At 69.3% G+C, this 20,475-nt stretch carries 18 protein-coding genes; 6 read left to right on the forward strand and 12 right to left on the reverse strand.

All coding sequences use genetic code 11. The features are described from left to right. Positions 1–14: 14 nt before the first annotated feature. Positions 15–1,556, reverse strand: a complete 1,542-nt coding sequence (locus ABRP18_RS12815) for a PucR family transcriptional regulator ligand-binding domain-containing protein (RefSeq protein WP_349885359.1) — start codon at positions 1,554–1,556, stop codon at positions 15–17. A gap of 102 nt (positions 1,557–1,658) precedes the next feature. Between ABRP18_RS12815 and ABRP18_RS12820 the strand changes: the two genes are divergently transcribed. Continuing rightward, complete coding sequence (locus tag ABRP18_RS12820; protein WP_179515865.1) at positions 1,659–3,143, forward strand: CoA-acylating methylmalonate-semialdehyde dehydrogenase; 1,485 nt, start codon at positions 1,659–1,661, stop codon at positions 3,141–3,143. A gap of 50 nt (positions 3,144–3,193) precedes the next feature. Further along, complete coding sequence (locus tag ABRP18_RS12825) at positions 3,194–4,582, forward strand: aspartate aminotransferase family protein (RefSeq protein WP_349884784.1); 1,389 nt, start codon at positions 3,194–3,196, stop codon at positions 4,580–4,582. A gap of 76 nt (positions 4,583–4,658) precedes the next feature. On the opposite strand, the gene ABRP18_RS12830 is transcribed toward ABRP18_RS12825, so the two are convergent. From ABRP18_RS12830 to ABRP18_RS12875, 10 genes are all read right to left on the reverse strand, one after another. Continuing rightward, complete coding sequence (locus ABRP18_RS12830; protein ID WP_349884785.1) at positions 4,659–6,320, reverse strand: amidohydrolase; 1,662 nt, start codon at positions 6,318–6,320, stop codon at positions 4,659–4,661. Positions 6,321–6,322: 2 nt separating this feature from the next. Next, positions 6,323–7,204, reverse strand: a complete 882-nt coding sequence (locus ABRP18_RS12835) for an ABC transporter permease (RefSeq protein WP_218867307.1) — start codon at positions 7,202–7,204, stop codon at positions 6,323–6,325. Next, entirely contained in the window at positions 7,201–8,085 is an 885-nt protein-coding gene (locus tag ABRP18_RS12840; protein WP_058631244.1) for an ABC transporter permease, read from the reverse strand. Before ABRP18_RS12840 ends, ABRP18_RS12835 begins: the two co-directional genes overlap by 4 nt. Next, positions 8,078–9,256, reverse strand: a complete 1,179-nt coding sequence (locus ABRP18_RS12845) for a spermidine/putrescine ABC transporter substrate-binding protein (RefSeq protein ID WP_046749782.1) — start codon at positions 9,254–9,256, stop codon at positions 8,078–8,080. Before ABRP18_RS12845 ends, ABRP18_RS12840 begins: the two co-directional genes overlap by 8 nt. Continuing rightward, on the reverse strand, positions 9,253–10,413 hold the full coding sequence (locus ABRP18_RS12850) for an ABC transporter ATP-binding protein (protein ID WP_349884786.1): 1,161 nt from the start codon (positions 10,411–10,413) through the stop codon (positions 9,253–9,255). Before ABRP18_RS12850 ends, ABRP18_RS12845 begins: the two co-directional genes overlap by 4 nt. A gap of 137 nt (positions 10,414–10,550) precedes the next feature. Continuing rightward, the gene (locus tag ABRP18_RS12855; protein ID WP_046749784.1) at positions 10,551–11,279 is read right to left on the reverse strand and encodes a FadR/GntR family transcriptional regulator; all 729 of its coding nucleotides are present in this window, start codon (positions 11,277–11,279) and stop codon (positions 10,551–10,553) included. A gap of 33 nt (positions 11,280–11,312) precedes the next feature. Beyond that, positions 11,313–12,092 (reverse strand): 3-oxoacyl-ACP reductase, encoded by a 780-nt coding sequence (locus tag ABRP18_RS12860; protein ID WP_349884787.1) that lies wholly within the window; start codon positions 12,090–12,092, stop codon positions 11,313–11,315. Positions 12,093–12,131: 39 nt separating this feature from the next. Next, on the reverse strand, positions 12,132–13,493 hold the full coding sequence (locus ABRP18_RS12865; RefSeq protein WP_349884788.1) for an aldehyde dehydrogenase family protein: 1,362 nt from the start codon (positions 13,491–13,493) through the stop codon (positions 12,132–12,134). Then, positions 13,490–14,242 carry a gamma-glutamyl-gamma-aminobutyrate hydrolase family protein gene (locus tag ABRP18_RS12870; RefSeq protein ID WP_058631249.1) on the reverse strand — a complete coding sequence of 251 codons (753 nt, stop codon included), beginning with the start codon at positions 14,240–14,242 and terminating at the stop codon, positions 13,490–13,492. Before ABRP18_RS12870 ends, ABRP18_RS12865 begins: the two co-directional genes overlap by 4 nt. After that, positions 14,223–15,629 (reverse strand): glutamine synthetase family protein, encoded by a 1,407-nt coding sequence (locus ABRP18_RS12875; protein ID WP_046749788.1) that lies wholly within the window; start codon positions 15,627–15,629, stop codon positions 14,223–14,225. Before ABRP18_RS12875 ends, ABRP18_RS12870 begins: the two co-directional genes overlap by 20 nt. Positions 15,630–15,736: 107 nt before the next feature. On the opposite strand from ABRP18_RS12875, the gene ABRP18_RS12880 reads away from it, so the two are divergent. Continuing rightward, positions 15,737–17,287: an amino acid permease gene (locus tag ABRP18_RS12880; RefSeq protein ID WP_349884789.1), complete on the forward strand. Its 1,551-nt coding sequence runs from the start codon at positions 15,737–15,739 to the stop codon at positions 17,285–17,287. Between the two features lie 59 nt (positions 17,288–17,346). Here ABRP18_RS12880 and ABRP18_RS12885 read toward each other — a convergent pair whose 3' ends face one another. Further along, the gene (locus ABRP18_RS12885; protein WP_045263421.1) at positions 17,347–17,619 is read right to left on the reverse strand and encodes a metal-sensitive transcriptional regulator; all 273 of its coding nucleotides are present in this window, start codon (positions 17,617–17,619) and stop codon (positions 17,347–17,349) included. A 105-nt stretch (positions 17,620–17,724) separates the two neighbouring features. On the opposite strand from ABRP18_RS12885, the gene ABRP18_RS12890 reads away from it, so the two are divergent. Genes ABRP18_RS12890 through ABRP18_RS12900 form a run of 3 tightly spaced genes read left to right on the forward strand, consistent with a single transcriptional unit; the run spans position 17,725 to position 20,467 of the window. After that, positions 17,725–19,002, forward strand: a complete 1,278-nt coding sequence (locus ABRP18_RS12890; RefSeq protein WP_349884790.1) for a DUF445 domain-containing protein — start codon at positions 17,725–17,727, stop codon at positions 19,000–19,002. 2 nt (positions 19,003–19,004) lie between these two features. Next, complete coding sequence (locus ABRP18_RS12895) at positions 19,005–19,937, forward strand: arginase family protein (RefSeq protein ID WP_349884791.1); 933 nt, start codon at positions 19,005–19,007, stop codon at positions 19,935–19,937. An 8-nt stretch (positions 19,938–19,945) separates the two neighbouring features. Continuing rightward, complete coding sequence (locus ABRP18_RS12900) at positions 19,946–20,467, forward strand: AAA family ATPase (protein WP_164734105.1); 522 nt, start codon at positions 19,946–19,948, stop codon at positions 20,465–20,467. The last annotated feature ends 8 nt before the right edge of the window (positions 20,468–20,475 follow it).

The raw sequence follows: 20,475 nt of genomic DNA on the forward strand, positions 1-20,475 counted from the left end.
GCGAGGACGCAGGGTCAGGCCACGGGCGTCGCGCTCCGCCTCGCCAGCAGTGCGAGGTGGAGCGCGGCGAGCGTCTCCCCGTCGTCGAGGTCCGCGTCGAGCAGATCGCCGATCAACGTGAGGCGCTGATAGAAGACCGACCGCGAGAGGTGACTGGCGTTCGCCGCCGCTGATCGATTCCCGGGGTGTGCGACGAGCGCCGACAGCACGTCGATCAGGTCTCCTCGGCGCTCCCGGTCGTACGACACGACCGGCGCCAGCATCCGCTCGCTGTGCGCGAGAAGGCGATGGTCGTCGCGCAGCGAGGCGACGAACCGCTCCAGCGGACGGTCGTCGACGCGCCGCACGCGGGGACCGCTGTCCGAACGGTCGCTCGCCGCCAGATCGCGCGCGGCCCGAAGCGAGGCGAGCAGCCCCAGCACGTCATCCGCAGGGGGCCCCACGAAGACCGTGCGGTCGGGGCCGACGAGGCTCGTGACGATCGCATCCGTCAGCGGAGCGGATGCCGGCAGCGACAGCAGTGCGACATCGTCGTCACCCACCCGCGCGGCGACCACCGCGACCCCGGCCCTGGCCGCGCGGTGCGCGAGGTGCACCGCAGATTCCGTGCCGCGTGCCACGATGCCGTGGCAGTGCCGCCCCGCGAGCATGAAGCCGCTGGTCGCGAGACGGGCCTGGACGTCATCCGGACTCGCGAAGCGGGCGCCGAGCAGATCGTCGATGAGGCCGCGCTGCGCGAGCAGCGACCATTCGGAGTCACCGCCGTCCGCAAGGCATCCGAATGCGAGGGCCGTGGCCCCCTGTTCGAGCACGGTGAGCCGGCCGGCAGGATGCGCAGGTCCGGGGAGTGCGAGGAGGGTCCCCCACCGCACGCCGCGCGCCTGTACGGGCACACGGTCGGCCGAGCGCAGCTTCCCCAGCGCCTCCGCGACCGGCATCCGCAGGGTCTCGTGCGCGATCACTTCACGCGCCAGGTTCTCCAGTACGACGGGTGCGCCGAGCGCTCTCGCCGTCTCCGCGACGACGACGTCGGCCGGAGCTCCGCGCAAGCTGAGCGCCGTGAAGAGCTCGTGCAGGTGCTGGCGTTCGCGCAGGGCCATGGTCTGCGCCGCGATCAGCGCGCGGTGCACGGTCTCCGTGACCGTGACGAACTTGATCTCGCTGGTGAGTGCGATCAGTGCGAGCCCGCGCTCCGTGCACACCTCGACGACGGCCTCCGGGATGCGCGCCTGGCCAGAGCCGAGCTCGACCACGATACCCGCGACCCCGGCCTGGTGAAGTCCGACGGCGAAAGCACGCAGTTCCGCCGGAGCGGTCGGCCAGCCGGCCCCGGTGCTGAGCAGGAGCTCGCCGCCGTCGAGCAGACGGGCGACACCGGCACTGTCGGACACGTGCACCCAGCGCACGGCGGCATCGAGCGCCCCACCGCCGACGATCACCTCCGGAGCGCCCGCCTGCAGCACGGTCTCCGCGAGGACGTCGGCGACCGTGAGGAGGGCGTCGCCACGAACCGGACGATCTGTCCGGATGGAGCGGAAGTCCTGACGTTCTGACATCACGACCAGCTCCTCGGCTCTGTGATCATTGAGGAGCACAAGCCTATCGGACACCGGTCAGAGTGTTCGAACGGCGCATTCTTCAGCCCTCGGAGGAACATCGTGGACATCGTCCGTCACGTCATCAACGGAGCGGAGACCGCCGAAGCGGCCCGCACCGGCCAGGTCTTCGACCCCGCCACCGGCCAGGTGTCGAAGCAGGTGGCCTTCGCGTCCACCGTCGAGGTGGACTCCGCGATCGCCGCCGCAGCCGCTGCCCTCCCCGCCTGGCGCGAGACGAGCCTGATCAAGCGCGCCGATGTGTTCTTCCGCCTGCGCCAGCTGCTCAAGGAGCGCACGCCGGAGCTCGCCGCGATCGTGACGAGCGAGCACGGAAAGGTGCTCTCGGATGCAGCGGGCGAGGTGTCGCGCGGCATCGAGAACGTCGAGTTCGCCGCCGGCCTCGTGCACCTGCTCAAGGGCGAGCGCAGCGAGCAGGTGGCCCGCGGCGTCGACGTGCACTCGGTCAAGCAGCCGGTCGGCGTCGTCGCGGCGATCACCCCGTTCAACTTCCCGGTCATGGTGCCGCTGTGGATGGTGGCCTCGGCCATCGCCTGCGGCAACACGGTCGTCCTCAAGCCCAGCGAGAAGGACCCGTCCGCCTCCGTCTGGCTCGCGAAGCTCTTCAGCGAGGCGGGCCTGCCCGACGGAGTGCTCAACGTCGTCAACGGCGACAAGGAGGCCGTGGACGCGATCCTGGACTCCCCGCGCGTCAACGCGGTGAGCTTCGTCGGCTCCACTCCGATCGCCCGCTCGATCTACCAGCGTGCCTCGGCTGCCGGCAAGCGCGTGCAGGCCCTCGGTGGCGCGAAGAACCACATGGTCGTGATGCCCGACGCCGACATCGACGCGGCAGCCGACGCCGCGGTCTCCGCCGCCTACGGATCCGCCGGCGAGCGCTGCATGGCCGTCTCCGTGCTGGTCGCGGTGGGCGACATCGCCGACGACCTCGTCACCGCGATCGCCGACCGCATCGGCGGCCTCACGATCGGCGCGGGCACGGATACCGCGAGCGAGATGGGTCCGCTCATCACCCGCGAGCACCGGGACAAGGTCGCCTCCTACGTGACGGGCGCTCAGGCCGAGGGCGCGAAGGTCGTCGTCGACGGCACGCAGAAGGAGTTCGACTCGGAGGGCTTCTTCCTGGGTGTCAGTCTGATCGATCAGGTCGCCCCCGGCATGAAGGTCTACGACGACGAGATCTTCGGCCCGGTGCTGTCGGTCGTCCGCGTCGACACATACGCCGACGCGGTCGCCCTCGTGAACGCCAACGCCTACGGCAACGGCACCGCGATCTTCACGCGCGACGGCGGCACGGCCCGTCAGTACGAGTTCGACATCGAGGTCGGCATGGTCGGCGTGAACGTTCCGATCCCCGTGCCGATCGGCGCCTACTCGTTCGGCGGGTGGAAGGACTCGCTGTTCGGCGACTCGCACATCTACGGCCCCGAGTCGGTGCACTTCTACACGCGCTCCAAGGTCGTCACCACCCGCTGGCCCGACCACACCCCCTCCCAGATCGACCTCGGTTTCCCGAGCAACCACTGACTTCCCGAGCAACGACTGACTTCCCGAGCAACGACTGAGCGGACACGACGATGACGAACTTCACCGACCGACACGGGGTCGCGCACCCGCTGCCCGCCCCCGAAGCCGAAGCGCAGGCGCGTGCAGACGACCGCGGGCACGTGTTCCACTCCTGGAGCGCACAGGGCCTGATCGACCCGCTGCCCGTCGCCGCGGGCGAGGGATCGACCTTCTGGGATTACCAGGGCAACCCCTACCTCGACTTCTCGAGCCAGCTCGTGAACCTCAACCTCGGGCACCAGCATCCCGATCTGGTCGCCGCGATCCAGCAGCAGGCCGGACGCCTCGCGACGATCCAGCCCTCCATCGCCAACGACGTGCGCGGCGAGCTCGCACGTCTGATCGCGGAGGTCGCGCCCGAGGGGTTGGAGAAGGTGTTCTTCACCAACGGCGGCGCCGAGGCCAACGAGTACGCGGTGCGCATGGCCCGCCAGTTCACGGGACGCCGCAAGGTGCTGTCGATGTACCGCAGCTACCACGGCTCCACCTCGACGGCGATCTCGCTCACCGGCGATCCGCGGCGCTGGGCCAACGACACGGTCGACTCCGGTGCCGTGCGCTTCTTCGGACCGTACCTGTATCGCTCTCCGTTCCATTCCGAGACTCCGGAGCAGGAGGCTGAGCGGGCGCTCGCACACCTCGAGCAGACGATCCAGCTGGAGGGGCCGCAGACCATCGCGGCGATCATCATCGAGACGGTCGTGGGCACCAACGGCGTGCTCGTCCCGCCGCCCGGGTACCTGCAGGGTGTCCGCGAGCTGTGCGACCGATACGGCATCGTGTACATCGCCGACGAGGTCATGGTCGGATTCGGCCGCCTGGGCGAGTGGTTCGGCATCGACGCGTTCGACGCCAGCCCCGACCTGATCACCTTCGCGAAGGGCGTGAACTCCGGCTACGTTCCGCTGGGCGGCGTGGTGATCTCCGACCGCATCGCGAGCGCCTTCGACACGATGCCGTTCGCGGGCGGACTGACCTACTCCGGCCATCCGCTCGCCTGCGCGGCCGGCGTCGCCACGTTCGAGGTGTTCCGTCGCGACGGCATCCTGGAGCGCGTGCGCGACCTCGGCACCCGTATCGTCGAGCCGACGCTGCGCGGCTGGGTCGAGAAGCACCCGAGCGTCGGCGACGTGCGCGGCCTCGGGCTGTTCTGGGCCGTCGAGCTCGTGCGCGACCAGGAGACGCGCGAGCCCCTCGTGCCGTTCAACGCCTCAGGAGCGGATGCCGCGCCGATGGGCGCCTTCGCCGCGGCTGCCAAGAAGGCCGGGGTCTGGCCGTTCACGCACTTCAACCGCATGCACGTCGCTCCGCCGCTGGTGATCAGCGAAGAGGATCTGGTGCGCGGACTCACCGCGCTCGACGAGGCTCTCGCAGTCGCCGACGAGGTCGCCGCGGGCTGACGACACGAGCACCCGGCACGAAACCCCGGCGACGCGATGTCGTCGGGGTTTCGTGTGTTCGGAGTCGTCCCGCGGCTCACTCCGCGGAGTCGTACACCCGCTCCCCCTCGACCCAGGTGCCGCGCACCTCGGTCAGGCCGATCTCGTCGGCCGGATGCTCGAACGGGTCACGGTCGAGCAGGGCGAGGTCGGCCCGCATCCCCACGGCGATCGTGCCGGTGTCGTCGAGGTGGTTCACCCGCGCCGAGCCCGCCGTGTACGCGACGAGAGCCGTGGCGAGGTCGATCGCCTGCTCGGGGAGGAACGGCTCGTAATCGCCCTCCCACTCGGTCGGCGCGGAACGACGGTTCACCGCGACGTGGATCGCCGCCATCGGGTTCGGTGTGCTCACCGACCAGTCGCTTCCTGCGGCGAGCGCGGCCCCCGAACGCAGGAGGTCACCGAACGGGTACTGCCACGCCGACCGCTGTTCCCCGAGGAAGGGGATGGTGAGATCGACCATCTGCGGTTCCAGCGTCGCCCACAGCATCTGCATGTTGGCGGTGACGTCGAGCGCCCGGAACCGCGGGATGTCGTCGGGGTGCACGACCTGGATGTGGGAGATGTGGTGTCTGTTCCCGCGAGGTCCGTTGCGCACGAGCGCGGCCTCGACCGCATCCAGGCACTCCCGCACCGCGCGGTCGCCGATCGCGTGGAAGTGCAGCGTGAATCCGAGGGTATCGAGCCTGGTCGCGGCTTCTTTGAGCAGCTCGGGCTCGACGAAGGAGATCCCGGAGTCCTCGCGCGGATGCCCGTGGCCGTCGCAGTAGGGCTCGAGCATCGCGGCGGTGAAGTTCTCCGCCACGCCGTCCTGCATGATCTTCACGCTGCGTGCCCGGAATCGCCCGACCGTGCTCTCATCACGTCGGCGCACGATGTCGTCGATCTGCTCCAGGCCGCGCGACCGATCCCACCACAGCGAACCCACCACGCGACCGGTGAGCGCACCGGATGCGGCGGCGGTCAGGTACGCGGGCAGCGGGTCGCCCGCGTCTCCGTACTCGGTGCCGACGATCGCGTCCTGCCACGCCGTCACGCCGTAGGAGTGCAGGTGGCGCTGCCCCTGCAGGAGGGCCTCCACCAGACGCTCGGGCACCTCCGTCGGCAGCAGCCTGTTGACCAGGCCCATCGCGCCCTCGTGCAGCGTGCCGCTCGGTGCGCCGGTCGCGTCGCGCTCGATCCGCCCGTCCTCTGGATCGGCCGTCGCGCGGGTGATGCCGGCGAGCGCGAGTGCTCGGGAGTTGACCCAGGCGCCGTGGCCGTCGCGGTTGGGCAGGAATGCCGGGCGGTCGGGCACGACGGAGTCGAGGTCTTCCGCGGTCGGTACACCGCCGGGGAACGCCGACATCTGCCATCCGCCGCCCAGGATCCACTCGTCATCGGGATGCTCCTGCGCATATGCGGCGATGCGGTCGAGGTACTGCTCGCGCGTCGACAGCTCGGCGAGGTCGCAGCGGAGCATGTCCAACCCACCCCACACCGGGTGCACATGCGCGTCTTGGAACCCCGGTACCAGAAGCCCGCCGTCGAGGTCGACGACCTCGGTGTGCGGGCCGACCAGCGCCGAGACGTCGTGTCCCACTGCGCTGATGCGGCCGTTCGTGACGGCGACGGCATGCGCGGTCGATCGCGCAGCGTCCGCGAGGAAGACCCGTCCTCCCCGTGTGCCGGCGGTGAACACCAGATCTGCGAACACCATGCTCACCCTCCCGCCATCGTGCGGGCGATCTCGGTCGCCGAGTCACCCGCACGCTTGAGGACGACCGCCACCAGAGCGAGTGCCAGCAGCGTGAGCACCAGCATGATCGTGGACACCGCGGCGATCTCCGGCCGCAACCCGCTGCGGAGGGCGCTGAGCACGTAGACGGGCCACGGCGTCGTGCCGGAGACCTGCACGAAGGCGGAGACGACGGTGTTGTCGAGGCTCAGCGTGAACGAGAGCAGGAACCCGGCGAGCACCGCAGGCATCGCGAGAGGCAGCGTGATCTTGAAGAAGGTGCGCACCGGGGGCGCATAGAGGTCGGCCGAGGCCTCTTCGAGCCGGGCGTCGAGCCCCACGAGCCGCGCCCGCACGATGTACGACACGATCGCGATAGAGAACAGCGACTGTCCCACCACGAGTCTCATGGTGCCGTCGTTGAAGATGCCGATCCCGGCGTCCTGCCCGAGGAAGACCAACCACGGCAGGAGCGCGACGGCATCCACGATCTCCGGCGTCACCGACACGAGCAGCAGCAGTCCGAGGAACCACCACACCCACTTGCCGGGATTGCGTGCCATCGCGATGCCGGCGAGGGTTCCCAGCGCGGTGGCAAGGAGCGCCGCCAGCAGGCCCGTGCGCACCGAGACGAGCACCGCGTCGCGGATCGCCGGCTTGTTCACGATCGCGAGGAACGAGTCGAAGCCGAAATGGTCCCACGACACCAGCAGCCGGCCGACATTGAAGGAGTAGACGATGATCACGAGGATCGGCAGGAACAGGAACAGGAACACCAGCGCCGCCCAGATCGGCAGCACGAAGCGACCGGCCCCTCGGCGCACGCGCGGTGCGGTCTTCTGCGGTCCATCGGTCACGGCGGTCATGATCCCTCCCCCAGGACGAGGCGGTTGCGTTGCCGGAGCGGCAGGGTCACGAGCCAGAGGAGTCCGGCCGCGACGGCGATCGAGAGCATGATGACGATGATCAGCAGTACCGCCATGGCCGAGCCGAGCGCCCAGTTCTGCGCGGTCTGGAACTGACTCGCCACGACCTGCCCGATCATGTTGCCCTTCGCCCCGCCCAGCACGGTCGCCGTGATGTAGTCGCCCATGAGCGGGATGTACACCAGCAGCACTCCCGCGATGATTCCGGGCCTGGCCAGGGGCACGGTCACCCGCAGGAAGGTCGTGACGCTGTTCGCACCGAGATCCTTGCTCGCCTCGCGCAGCGGCCCCGACACGCGATCGAAGGCCACGAACAGCGGCAGGATCATCAGCGGCAGGTAGTTGTAGACGACGCCGAGGAGCACCGCGCCGCGCGAGTAGAGCAGATCGAGCGGACCGGGGATGACCCCGATGCCCTGCAGCAGCTGCGAGAGCCAGCCCTCGGGGGCGAGGATCACCTGCCAGCCGATGGTGCGCACGAGGAAGTTGGTCCAGAACGGCACCATCACGAGCGCGAGCAGGAGTCCGCGCTTCGAGGGCGGGGCCTTCACCGCGATCCAGTATGCGACCGGACCGCCGATCACCAGACACAGGGCCGTGCCGAGGATGCCGATCCACAGCGTGTTCAGGAACGTGCTGAAGAACGTCGGGGAGAGCGCTTCGAGGTAGCGGTCGAACGAGAGGTGGTCGAGCGCATGCGTGGCGAAGATGCTCGGCTTGTAGCCGAAGCTGAACACCACGACCATGAAGATCGGGGCCACGAAGAAGACGAGCAGCCAGACCCACGCGGGGATCGCGAGACCGAACTTGAGCTTAGGCACCGGCGGCCGCCTTCATCGAGTTCCAGATCGAGACGACACGGTCCTGCGCATCGGTCAGCTTGCCCTCGTGCATCGTGGCCACCTGCTCCTCGTCGAAGAACACCATGTCGAGCCGTTCCAGCCCCGCAGCCTCCGCTTCCTCGCGGATACCGGAGATGCCGGTGTCGTAGCCGATGTAGTCGACCTGTGCGAGCTGCACGTCGGGCTGCAGCACGAAGTCGATGAACGCGTGCGCGGCCTCGGGGTGCGGAGCTCCCGCGGCGATCGCCCAGTTGTCCATCCACAGCTCCGTCGCCGGGCTCCCGAGCACCCACTGCCAGCGGTCAGGGTCGTCCGACTCGAAGATGCCGAGCCGCGCGTCGCCGTTGTACGACTGCAGCAGCGCGTGGGACGCCTGCGGGATCGACGACCCACCGGGGTACGAGTCGAACGCCGAGACGTGCGGAGCGAGATCCTTCACCAGGAACCTCTCGACCGCGTCGAGGTGGTCGGGATCGGTGGTCGTCCAGTCGATGCCGTTCGCCCAGAAGTAGATGCCCAGCAGCGGTGCCGGGTCGTCGAGCACCGAGGTCGAGCCCGATGCCTCGTTCTGCGCGGCATCGATGAAGTCGTTCCAGGTCGTGAGCTCGCGCGAGATCACTCTCTTGTCGTACACGAACCCCGTGGTCCCCCACGCCTTGCACACCGAGTACTCGTTGCCGGGATCCCAAGAGCGCCCACGGAACTCGGGGGCCACGTGCTTCATGTTCGGCAGCAGGTCGAGGTTGAACTTCTGCAGGAGTCCGTTCTCGGCCATGGGCCCGACGAACACCCCGGTCGGCACCACGATGTCGTAGCCGGAGGTGCCGCGGGCGGCGACCAGCTTGGCGATCAGCTCCTCGTTGGAGTTGAAGGCGTCGAGCACGATGCGCGGGCCGCTCTCGGCGGTGAACTGCTCGAGCACCTCCGGGGCGTCGTAGTCACCCCAGCTGTAGATGGAGAGCTTGTCCTCGAGAGGGCCGCCCTCGGCATGCACGGCCGCGGCGTTCTGCCCCGGCGAGCACGCGCTGAGCACGACGGCGCCGCCCGCCATGATCGCGGTGGCGAGGAAGCCCCGTCGGGTCAGCTCGGTGCGGATCACCCGCGCGGCACTCCGGTGTGCGAGCACGCGCACCGGAGGAGCGCCCGTCACAGCCCGCCGTCCTTGGGCAGGGTGATCACGTGCGTCGCGGTGGTGGGGATGCCCTCGGCGGCGAACAGCCGCGCATCCGCGGGATCCCACACACAGCGGACGGCGTCATCGACTCCCACCCGCGGCGCGGTCGGGGCCGGCATGCGCGAGAGGAACGTGGCGTCCTCGCCGACGCGGACAGCGACCTGGAGGGTCTCACCCAGGTGCGAGACACCGAGCACGCGCCCGGGGATGCCCCCGCCTTCGCCCTGTTCCAGACGGACGTACTCCGGCCGGATGGCGGCGACGGCCGGCTGCCCCGCCGCCACATGCTCCCCACCCCAGCGGCCCGCGATCACGCCGATGGCCGTGTCGACCGCCTCCCCACCTGCCCGAACCGTGCCGTGCACGAAGTTCTGCTGGCCGATGAACGACGCCACGTAGGCGGAGGCCGGCTCCGCGTAGATGGCGTCCGGCGCATCGAGCTGCTCGATCCGCCCCGCGCGCATCACGGCGATCCGATCGCTCATCGAGAGCGCCTCGGCCTGATCGTGGGTGACGAATACGAAGGTCGTGCCCAGCCGCGCCTGCAGCAGCTTGAGCTCGAGCTGCATCTCCTCGCGCAGCTGGCGGTCCAGTGCCGCCAACGGCTCGTCGAGCAGGAGCACGCTCGGCCGGTTGATGAGTGCACGCGACAGAGCGATGCGCTGCTGCTGTCCACCGGAGAGCTGTGTGGGCTTGCGGTCGGCGAAGGCGCGCAGCTGCACCATGTCGAGTGCTTCGCTCACCCGTTCCCGCTGCTCGGCCTTGGGCACGCGCCGCTGCTGCAGCCCGTACGCCACGTTCTCGGCGACCGTGAGGTGCGGGAACAGGGCGTACGCCTGGAAGACGGTGTTCACCTCGCGCCGATACGGGGGGAGGTTCAAGACGCTGCGGCCGGAGATGCGGATGTCCCCGGCATCCGGGTATTCGAAGCCCGCGATCATGCGCAGGGTGGTCGTCTTCCCGCAGCCGGACGGGCCGAGTAGGGAGAGGAACTCCCCCTGTTGCACGTCGAGGGTCAGGTCGTCGACGGCGGTGGCGGTGCCATAACGCTTGGTGACGCCGTCGATGTGGACCGCGCCGGCGGCGGTGGGTGCATCGAGTGTCGCCGTCGACATTCGGGTGTTGTCGGGCATGGAGCCTCCCCATTGAGATTCGCTTGTCGCGAGTCTGTCACAGGAAAGGCGTCAGGTATAGCGAAATCGGAAGCCTCTTGATGATTTCGCAACGGTATCCGTTGCCGATTCAGGAAATGGCGACCGATTGGCACCGATCAGAGGAGGAAGCCACGCAGCAGGGCTTCGGACCCGGCGAGATGATCGCGCATCGCCGCCTCGGCAGCATCCGGACGTCCGGCGAGGATCGCGGAGACGATGCTCTCGTGCTGCTCCCCCGAGTGCTGGATGTTGCGCGGCATCAGCGGGAACGTATCGAGCCATGCATTGACGTCGGCCCTGTTCTCGGCCACGAGCGCGACCAGCGACGGGATTCCGGCGGCCTCGGCGATGGCCAGGTGCAGCAGCGTGTCCAGGCGCCGATACTCCTCAGGACCCGCCGGCACCGCCGCCTCGTGTCGCGCCCACAGGTCGGCACGGGTCGAGGCGTCCAAGGAGCGGCTCGCGGCCGCGCGCACGGCCCCGGTCTCGAGCACGCGGCGCAGCCCGAGCACGTCGTCGATCTCGTCCGGCGTCACCGCCCCCGGCACGCTGGGGTGTGGCAGCGGGTCGGCCACGAACGTGCCTCCGTAGCGACCACGCCGCGGCAGCAGGTAGCCGGTGTCGGCCAGCTCGCGGATCGCCTCGCGCACGGTGTCGCGACTCACCCCGAACGACGCCGCCAGCTCGCGCTCCGGAGGCAGGGACTCGCCAGGAGCGACCACACCGAGCCGGATCGTCTGCACGAGTCGGGCCACCGCGTCCTCGAGCGCATTGCCGCGCCGCAGTGGCCGGTAGACGGCCCTTCGCACTTCGACGAGGTCGCCGTCGTGGGAGTGCTCGCTCATGCCTTCACCCTGTCACAGCGAGGTGAGGGTGGCTCACAGCGGGGTGACGTAGGCGTTCGTGATCCCGCCGTCGACGACGAAGGCACTCGCGGTGATGAACGACGCGTCGTCGGACGCGAGGAACGCCACGGCCGCTGCGAGCTCGGCGGGCTCCGCGAAGCGTCCCATCGGCACGTGCACCAGGCGCCGCTGCGCCCGCTCCGGATCCTTCGCGAACAGCTCCTGCAGCAACGGGGTGTTCACGGGTCCAGGGCACAGCGCATTCACCCGCACTCCCTGACGGGCGAACTGCACACCGAGCTCGCGGGACATCGCCAGCACGCCCCCCTTCGACGCGGTGTAACTGATCTGCGAGGTGGCGGATCCGAGGAGCGCGACGAAGGAGGCGGTGTTGATGATCGATCCGCGCCCCGCGGGCACCATGTGACGGAGGGCTGCACGGCTGCACAGGTACACGCTCTTGAGATTCACGTCCTGCACGCGATCCCACGCCGGGAGCTCCGTCGTCTCGATGGAGTCGTCATCGGCCGGCGAGATGCCCGCGTTGTTGAAGGCGATGTCGATCCGCCCGAACTCCGCCGCGACACCGTCGAACAGCGCGTTCACCTTGGCCTCGTCTGCGACGTCGACCGGGCGGAACACGCCGCCCACCTCGGCGGCCGCCGCCTCTCCTGTCGTCGGATCGACGTCGGCGATCACGACGAGGGCCCCCTCCGCTGCGAAGCGCTGGGCGGTGGCGAACCCGATGCCGCTCGCGCCGCCGGTGATGATGGCGACGCGGTCCTTGAGACGCTGGGTCAGATCGATGCTCATGTGGGTTCTCCGTTCCGGATGGGTGAAAGGACGACGCGATCAGTGTTCATCGGTCGCGAAGAAGACGTTCTTGGTCTCGGTGAAGTGCTCGGCGGCGTCGGGGCCGAGTTCGCGCCCCAGGCCCGACGCCTTCATGCCGCCGAACGGCGTGGAGTACCGCACCGAGGAGTGCGAGTTCACGGACAGCACGCCGCTGCGCACACCCCGGGCCACGCGGACACCGCGTCCCAGGCTCTCGGTCCAGACGGAGCCCGCGAGACCGTACGCCGTGTCGTTGGCCAGACGGATGGCATCGGCCTCGTCCTCGAACGGCATCACCGCGACGACGGGCCCGAACACCTCCTGCTGCGCGATGCGGTCGGCGGGGTCGGCGAGCACCACGGTCGGCGCGAACCAGAACCCGTCCCCCTCGGGGGCACTGCCGCGGAAGGCGATGTCTGCACCGTCGAGGAACGACGCCACGGTATCGCGGTGTCCCGCCGAGATGAGCGGCCCCATGTCGGTGTCATCGCGGGCGGGGTCGCCCACACGCCAGGCGGCGACGGCCGGTTCGAGCAGTTCGAGGAACCGGTCGTAGACCGAGCGCTGCACGAGCAGGCGGCTGCGCGCACAGCAGTCCTGGCCGGCGTTGTCGAACACGGATCCGGGAACTCCGGCCGCCGCGCGTTCGAGATCCGCGTCCTCGAAGACGATGTTCGCGCTCTTGCCCCCGAGTTCGAGCGTGACGGGCTTGAGGGCTCGCGCGCAGCCCGCCGCGACTTCGACGCCCACCTCTGTCGAGCCGGTGAAGACGACCTTGCGCACGTCCGGGTGTTCCACGAGACGCTGCCCGACGACCGAGCCCGACCCGGTGACGACCTCGAACAGCCCCTCCGGTAGTCCTGCTTCGCGCGCGAGCTCGCCGAGGCGGATGGCGGTGAGAGGTGTCAGCTCGGCGGGCTTCAGCACCACGGCGTTGCCCGCGGCGAGCGCCGGTGCGAACGCCCACGAGGCGATCGTCATCGGGAAGTTCCACGGAACGATCACGCCGACCACGCCGTAGGGGTCGTGGAACGTGACATCGAGCCCGCCGGCCACCGGGATCTGTCGCCCGGACAGGCGCTCCGGGTCGGCGGAGTAGTAGTTGAGCACCTGGGCGACGTGACCGGCCTCCCAGCGGGCCGAGCCGATCGGATGCCCGGAGTTGAGCACCTCCAGCTGCGCCAGCTCTTCGACGGCGCCGTCCACCGCGCGGGCGAACGACCGGAGGGCATCCGCACGTGCCACCGGGGCCAGGGCCGCCCATCGACGCTGCGCCGCGACGGCACGAGCGATCGCGGCATCCGTCTCTCCGATGCCGGCTCTGGGGACCTCGCGGATCGCGGCGCCGGTGGACGGGTTGATGACTGTGAACGCGCTCATCGGGCGTCCTCCTTCCGCCCGGCGGCGAACGCGCGAGCCTGCGAGACGAGATCTTCGAAGAGACGTCGGTCTTCGGCGTTCTCCTCCGGATGCCACTGAATGCCGACGACGTGACCATCTGCGGTGTCGACGAACGCCTGCACGAGTCCGTCGGCGGAGTGCGCAGCGGCGACCAGCCCCTCCCCGAGCCGATCGATGCCCTGATGGTGATAGCTGTGAACGCGTACGTCGCCGGCACCGAGGACGCCGGCGAGCGCCGTGTCGCCCGAGACCTCGATGTCGTTCTCGGCGAACACGCCTCCGCCCAGGCGGTAGCGCTCGGTGCCGAGCGACTCGGGCAGGTGCTGGTGCAGAGTGCCTCCGCGCGCCACGTTGACGAGCTGCAGCCCGCGGCAGATCGCGAGCACCGGTATGCGGCGCCGCTCGGCCGCTCTGAACAGCGCCAGCTCCCACGCGTCGCGGTCGACCCGGGCCGGATCCGTGAGCGGATGCCGCTCCTCGCCGTAGAGCTCGGGAGCGACGTCGGCCCCTCCGGAGAGGATCAGTCCGTCCAGCCCGGCGATGGCTGCATCCGCCGACTCCGGGTCCTGTGGCGGCAGGAGCAGTGCGATTCCGCCCGATGCCGTCACTCCGGTCAGGTACTGCTCGGGCAGGAACGCGGCCCGCACATCCCACACCCCCTGCTGCGCCCGCTCGAGGTAGGTCGTGACCCCGATCAACGGTGCCGGGTCAGAGCCGCTCGAAACCACGGATCCGCTCCCAGTCGGTGACGGCGGCGTCGTAGGCCTCGACCTCGATGCGCGCCTGGTTCAGGTAGTGCTCCACAACGTCGTCGCCGAACGCTTCGCGCGCGATGGCCGACTCGCTGAACAGCTGTGCCGCTTCGCGCAGCGTGGTGGGAAGGTGTTCGACGCCGGCCTCGTACGCGTTGCCGGTGAAGCGGTCGGGCAGGGGCAGTTCGTTCTCGATGCCGTACAGACCGCCGGCGATGATGGCCGAGATCCCGAGGTAGGGGTTCACGTCGCCGCCCGGCACTCGGTTCTCGACCCTGAGCCCGGCCCCCGCCCCGATCACGCGCAGCGCACAGGTGCGGTTGTCGATGCCCCAGGCCACTCCGGTCGGGGCGAAGCTGCCCTTCGCGAACCGCTTGTACGAGTTGATGTTGGGCGCATAGAGCAGGGTGAACTCCCGGAGCGTGGCGAGGATGCCGGCGATCCAGTGCCCCATGATCGGACTGAATCCGTGCTCGCCGTCTCCGGCCATGACCGGAGTGCCGTCGTCGGCGCGGAGCGAGAGGTGGATATGGCAGCTGTTGCCCTCGCGCTCATTGAACTTCGCCATGAAGGTGAGCGCCTGGCCGTGCTGCTCCGCGATCTCCTTCGCGCCGTTCTTGTAGAGCGCATGCTGGTCAGCGGTCTCGCGCACCTCGGCATAGCGGAAGGCGATCTCCTGCTGCCCCAGGTTGCACTCCCCCTTCACGCCCTCGCAGTAGAGGCCCGCGCCGTCCATGCTGTTGCGGATGTCGCGCAGCAGCGGCTCGAGGCGGGTGGAGGCGAGCAGGTTGTAGTCGACGTTGTAGTCGGTCGACGGCGTCAGTCCCTCGTACTTGCGGGCCCAGGCGTCGCGGTAGGTGTTGTCGAAGACGATGAACTCGAGCTCGGTGCCCGAGAACGCGGTCCAGCCGCGTTCGGCCAGTCGATCGCGCTGACGGTCGAGGATCGCCCGCGGCGACGGGCTCACCGGCTCCCCGTTTCCCCACACCAGGTCCGCGATCACCAGCGCCGTCCCCGCCAGCCAGGGGATCCGGCGCAGCGTCGCGACGTCGGGCCGCAGCACCATGTCGCCGTAGCCGCGATCCCACCCCGACATCGCGTAGCCGTCGACCGTGTTCATGTCCACATCGACCGACAGCAGGTAGTCGCACGCCTCGGCACCGTGATGCACGATGTCCTCCTGGAACAGTCGTGCGGACACCCGCTTGCCGACCAGCCGCCCCTGCGCATCCGCGAAGGCCACGATCACCGTGTCGATCTCGCCGGCGGCGATGCCGGCATCCAGTTGCTCGATGCTCAGGTTTCCCGCCATCGTCTCGCTCCCGTCGTCGTGGTGAAGCGATCGGCCGACCGGCTTCGCCATCAGAGTAGATCACCAGGACGTTTAAAGGTAGACGAAACCACCATTGGCTGTCACAATCATCCGCAAGGTGCACCCGGCGCCTGTGTGTGCTTGCGAACGGAGAGCGGATGTCTGAGCAGAGCAGTGAATCCCGCAAGGTCGCTGGGGCGACCTATACACGCGCCGGGAACGAATACTTCGAGAAACGCACCCTGAAGAGGTCTGCCGGTGTCTGGGGCCTGTGGGGTCTCGCGGTCGCCGCCGTCATCTCCGGAGACTTCTCCGGCTGGAACTTCGGCATCGACTTCGCGGGCTTCGGCGGAATGCTGATCGCCTTCGTGATCCTCGTGCTCATGTACTACGGCATGATCTTCGCGATCGGCGAGATGGCCGCGATGATGCCCCACACCGGGGGCGCCTACTCCTTCGCGCGATCGGCGATTGGACCGTGGGGCGGCTTGGTCACGGGCGCAGCGGAGACGATCGAGTACGTCGCGACCACGGCGGTGATCGTCTACTTCTCGGCGTCGTATGCGAACGGCATCACGAGCGAGCTGCTGGGAATCCAGCTGCCGGGGTGGCTCTGGTACCTCATCCTCTACATCGTGTTCATCGCGCTGAACTCCGCGGGGGCCGCGATCTCGTTCCGATTCGCGATCGTCGTCTCGATCATCTCGATCGGCATCATCCTGGTGTTCTCCCTGATGGCGATCTTCTCCGGCGCCTTCAGCTGGGACGCGCTGTGGGACATCGCCCCCGACCCCGGCCAGACGGAGTTCCTGCCGCACGGCGTGCTGCCGATCCTGTTCGCGCTCCCGTTCGCGATGTGGTTCTTCCTCGGCATCGAAGAGCTGCCCCTGGCCGCCGAGGAGTCGCACAACCCGACCCGCGACATCCCCAAGGCCGGCTTCTGGGCGCGCGGCACCCTCATCGTCACGGGTCTGCTCGTCCTCTTCCTGAACACCGGCGTGATCGGCGCCGAGGCCACCGGTACCGCGGGCGAGCCGCTGCTCGACGGCTTCCGCGCCATCGTGGGCGACCAACTCGCCGCGGTGCTCGCGCTCTTCGCCCTGATCGGGCTGCTCGCCTCCCTGCAGGGCATCATGTTCGCCTACGGCCGCAACATGTACTCGCTCTCCCGCGCAGGCTACTACCCTCGCTTCCTCTCCCTCACCGGCAAGCGGCAGACGCCGTGGGTGGCGCTCGTCGTCGGTGCGGCGATCGGTTTCGTCGCCCTCATCGTGCTCGACGTGCTCGCGGCCGTCGACGCCGAAGGCGCCGGGTCGGTGGCAGGCGCGATCGTGCTGAACATCGCGGTCTGGGGCGCGGTGCTCGCCTACGGACTCCAGCTGGTGTCGTTCATGATCCTCCGCAGGAAGTACCCGGACGTCGCGCGGCCGTACCGGAGCCCGTGGGGGATCCCCGGCGCAGCTGTCGCGCTCGTGATCGCCGCGCTGATCTTCGTCGGGTTCCTGCTGAATCCGACGTTCGGCCCCGCCATCGTGGCGATCGCCATCGTCTACGTCGTGATCCTGCTCGGATTCGGGCTCTTCTTCCGCCACCGTCTGGTGCTGTCGCCCGAAGAGGAGTACGCGATCTCCGGCGGCTCCCACGGCGACCCGCAGGCCGAGGGTTACGACGCCATGGAGGGCGAGGTGTTCGACGACAGCGGCAGGTGACTCACCGCGCAGCGCCTCGACGACTCCGTCGGGGCGCTGTGTCGCGCCGGCCCTGGACCCTACTTGCGGTCGAAGTCGAAGGCCTTGAGCAGCTCGACGACGGCCTTCTCCCGCTCCTCGCCGCCCTCCTCGAACATGTGGGTGACGTGCGTCTGCAGGTGGTTCTCCAGCAGCAGGCGGTTGAGTGACTCCAGGGAGCGCTGGATGGCGCGGGACTGCGTGATGATGTCCATGCAGTAGTCCTCGTTCTCGATCATCCGCGCGACGCCGCGCATCTGTCCTTCGAGGATGCTGGTGCGGTGCAGCGCACGTTTCTTGATGTCTTCGATCACCCCTCGAGGGTACTCCCCCCAGGGGGTATCCGGCTGTCTGTGCGCCGAGACAGCGCACGCTCCGCGCACAGGGCCGCCGGTGCGGTGGCGTGAAAGGATGACGTCATGCCGCGAACACCGATGACGCAGCTCTCGCCCGCCGACCAGGAGCGCCTCCGCGCGCTCCGACGCATGAAGGCCGTCGCCCTCGGCGCCCTGGTGTTCATGGCCGTCGTGTTCGTGTTCGCCTTCGCGTTCCAGCAGCGCATCGAGGGACTCGCCTATGTGCGCGCGGCGGCCGAAGGCGGCATGGTGGGTGCGCTCGCGGACTGGTTCGCGGTGACCGCGCTCTTCCGACGCCCGCTCGGGCTCCCCATCCCGCACACCGCGATCATCCCGAACCGCAAGGACGAGATCGGCCGCTCGCTCGGCGAGTTCGTGGAGACGAACTTCCTCGCCGCCGACGTGGTGCGCACCAAGCTGTCGACCACGAAGATCGCTCTGCGCGCAGGCGACTGGCTGCGCGAGGCCCCGCATGCGGAGCGGGTCGGCGCCGAGGGTGCGACGATCGCCACGGCCGTACTCAACGCACTGAGCGACGACGACGTGCGAGACCTGATCACGGACCTCGCCCGCGAGCATCTGGTCGATCCCGAGTGGGGTCCGCCCGCCGGAGCGTGGCTCGAGAAGATCGTCGAGGCCGATGCCCATCACGGCGCTGTCGACCTCGCCGCCGACAGCATCTCGCGCTGGCTCGACGCGAACGCCGAATCGTTCAGCGGTCTGGTCTCCCGGCGCCTTCCGGGGTGGGTGCCGAAGCTGGCTCACCGCTTCGTGGACGACACGGTGTATCACGAGGCGGTCAAGTTCGTGCACGCCGTGCAGGCCGACCCCCACCACCCGGCACGCCTCGCGGTCGACGGCTATCTAGCACGTCTGGCCGACAGCCTGCAGAACGACCCGGCGACGCGGGCGAAGCTCGAGAACGCCAAGGCGTCGCTGTTCGACAGCCCCCGCGTCGGCGCTCTGGCCGCTGAGGCGTGGAACACCGCGAAGAACGGCTTGCTCGCTGCCCTCGCCGATCCCGAGAGCGGCCTCCGACGCCGCGCCGTGCAGGCCCTGCAGGAGGTCGGGGAGCGCCTCACGACCGACGCCGCGCTGCAGAACCGCGTCGACACGTGGGTATCGGACGCCGCGGTCTTCCTCGTCGACCGTTACCGGCACGACATCGCCTCGATCATCACCGACACCGTCGAACGCTGGGACCCGGCGGAGACGACGGAGAAGATCGAGCTCATGGTCGGCCGCGACCTGCAGTACATCCGTTTGAACGGCACGTTCGTCGGCGCCCTGGCCGGTCTCGTCATCTTCTCCATCGCGCACGCCCTGATCCCCGGAGTCTGACCATGCCCTCGTCCTCCCGACCGCTGAGCCACGATCCCCTCTGGCCCCGAGCCGGGTCCTGGCCTGCCTTCGACGGCACCGCCGACGCCGTGCTCGTCGGGGTGCCGACCTGGCGCACCTCGCTCTCCCCGACCGGTGCGCACGCGACGCCCACGGCGATCCGCGCGGCTCTCCCCCGCTACGGCACCGCGCTGATGGGACCGCCGGTGATCGAGCTCGACGAGGTGCTGCGCATCGCCGACGCCGGCGACATCGCCGATCCTGACGGCTCCGCCGGTGAGGCCAGGGTCATCTCCCGCGTGCGCGAGCTCGCCGCCCCTTCGAAACTCGTGATCGCCCTCGGCGGCGACAACTCGCTCACCTATCCCGTGGCGCTCGGTGCCGAAGCGACGGGACTGATCACGTTCGACGCCCACTTCGACCTGCGCGACGGCATCTCGAACGGCACTCCCGTGCGGCGCCTCGTGGAAGATGTCCCCGCCACGTCGCCGCTGGATACCACGCGCATCGACCCGACCAAGGTCGTGCAGATCGGCATCGCCGACTTCGCGAACTCCGCCGCCTACGCCCGACGCGCAGCCGAGTGGGGCATCCGTGTCATCCCCCTCGACGAGCTCCGCCGCCGCGGAATCGACGATGTCGTCGCGGAGGCCGTGGAGGTCGCCGGTTCCGGAGCCGATGCGCGCATCCACCTCGACATCGACGTCGACGTCTGCGACCGGTCGGTCGCGCCGGGCTGCCCGGCGAGCGTGCCCGGCGGTCTGCAGGCGTGGGAGCTGCGCGCCCTCAGCAGGGCCGTCGCGACGGATCGACGTGTCGCGAGCGCCGACCTGGCCGAAGTCGACGCCACCGCCGACGCCGACGATGCCCGCACCGTCCGCCTGGCGGCTCTGTGCGTGCTGGAGCTGCTCGCCGGACTCGCCGCACGCACATGAGGATCGTGGTGTCGGGGACGCACGCCAGCGGCAAGAGCACGCTGATCTCCGACTTCCGTGCGGTCCGCCCCGAGTACGTCGTACTGCCCGACCCCTTCGAGGACCTCGATCTCGACGATCCCGCGAGCGAGCACAGCTTCGCCGTGCAGCTGCGCGTCACCGCGGCGCGGCTCCGGGAGTCGGCCGCCGCTTCCGCGGTGATCTGCGAGCGGGGGCCACTCGACTTCCTCGCCTACCTGACCGCTCTGGAGGAGCTGGGCCGCAGTGACGGCGCGCTCCTCGCCCGCGCCGCAGAGATCGTGGAGGCGTCGATGGCCGCGATCGACCTCGTCGCGATCGTGCCCCTGGACGGGAGCCGGCCGATCCACGTCACGGGCGACGAGGACCCGGCTCTGCGCGTCGCGATGGACGAAGCGCTGGTGGGACTCGTCGATGACCTCGAGCGCGCAGGCTCCGTCCCGCACGTGGTCACGATCGTCGGCAGCCCCGAGGAGCGGCTCCGGCTACTGCTCGAGGCGAGCCGGGGCTGACCAGCCCC

It is taken from the genome of Microbacterium sp. WHRI 7836 (assembly GCF_040223885.2).
GTDB lineage: Bacteria > Actinomycetota > Actinomycetes > Actinomycetales > Microbacteriaceae > Microbacterium > Microbacterium oxydans.